The 1,362-nt window shown below is 67.6% G+C and carries 1 protein-coding gene; it reads right to left on the bottom strand.

Annotated features, from left to right (window positions below):
• On the bottom strand, positions 1–1,344 hold a 1,344-nt coding region (locus tag E6U81_RS39480; protein WP_136234802.1), incomplete at its 3' end, for a carotenoid oxygenase family protein.
• Positions 1,345–1,362: the final 18 nt, after the last annotated feature.

Raw genomic sequence — 1,362 nt, 5'->3', positions numbered from 1 at the left:
GGTGTCGGGGATCCAGGAGCCGTGGAGGCCGGCGGTGACGCGGTGGGGGAGGTGGATGGTGGCGAGGGTGGTCAGGCCGGCTGCGTCGAGGATGAGGAGTTGTGAGGCGTCTTGTTTGAGGTCGGAGACGATGGTGAGGAGGTAGCCGTCGTCTTCGTTGGTGGCGCCGTGGGCGGGGACGTAGACGGCTTCGCTGGGCAGGCGTGCGTCGCCGGTCTGGTGGATGCGGCGGGCGCCGGTGGTGCGGTCGTATTTGACGAGGCCGTAGCTGCCGAGGCCGTTTTCGTCGGGGAAGGCGATGGCGTACTGGTAGCGGTTCTCGGCGCCGAGGTAGTCCTCGTTGAGGGTGGGGAATTCGATGGGGAGGTCGTCGATGATGTGTTCGTCGACGGTGTGGGCGTGCATGTCGATGGTCCAGCGGCGGGTGTAGGAGCGGGAGACGGGTTCGCTGCCGCGGCCGGGGGCGCCGGTCCACCAGTTCCAGGAGAGGTGGAAGCCTTCGCGGTCGACGGTGGGGCCTTCCAGGACGATGCGGCCCTGGCGGTCTTCGTAGGCGTTGGAGACGTGGAGCATGTTGCCGGGTTCGATGGAGTACCAGCGGATGTGGTGGTGTCCGTCGGTGCCGCGGGGCATGACGCCGATGCGGGAGGGCTGCTGGTCGTTCCAGCCGTAGGGGATGCCGGAGTGTTCGGTGGGGTCGAAGGTGACGTTGCCTTCGATGAAGACGATGTGGCGGCGGGTGAGGGCGAAGTCGTGTTTGAGGGCGCCGGTGGCTCCGGGGACTTCGGCGGTGTGGACGAGGGTGCCGGTGGCGTCGGCGACGTGGTAGGTGAGGTAGGGGGGGAAGGGGGAGGAGCCGAAGAAGTGGAGTTCTCCGGTGACGGGGTCTTCCTTGGGGTGGGCGGTCATGGCGGTGCGGAGTTTGCCGTTGAAGTCGTGGGCGCCGATGGTGTCGAGTTCGGGGGTGAGTTCGAAGGGGAGGTTGGCTTCGCAGAGGGCGAGGAGGCGGCCGGCGTGTTCGATGATGTGGGTGCCGGCGGTGCTGGCGGTGAGGTCGGGGCCGTGTTCGGTCATGTAGGGGGCGCCGTCGAGGGCGGGGGTGTGGACCCAGCGGTTGCGGTACCAGTCGGCTTGTCCGTTGTGGAGGCGGATGCCGTGGACCATGCCGCTGCCCTTGAACCAGTGGGTGGGGGTGATGCCGGGCTTGGGGTTGTGGCTGTTGCGCAGGAACCGTCCGGAGAGCTCGGGTGGGATGGTGCCCTCGACGGTGAGGCCGGTGGCGGTGACTTCCTCCGCGACGGGGGTGAAATGGCCGGTCAGGTAGGGCGGCTTCGCAATCGTCATGACACGAACTCCTTCAAG

Origin of the sequence: Streptomyces sp. A0592 (assembly GCF_004795115.1) — a bacterium.
In the GTDB taxonomy this organism is placed as follows: domain Bacteria; phylum Actinomycetota; class Actinomycetes; order Streptomycetales; family Streptomycetaceae; genus Streptomyces; species Streptomyces erythrochromogenes.
Note: the sequence above shows the minus strand (reverse complement) of the source record. Positions and strands in the feature narration are given on the sequence as shown.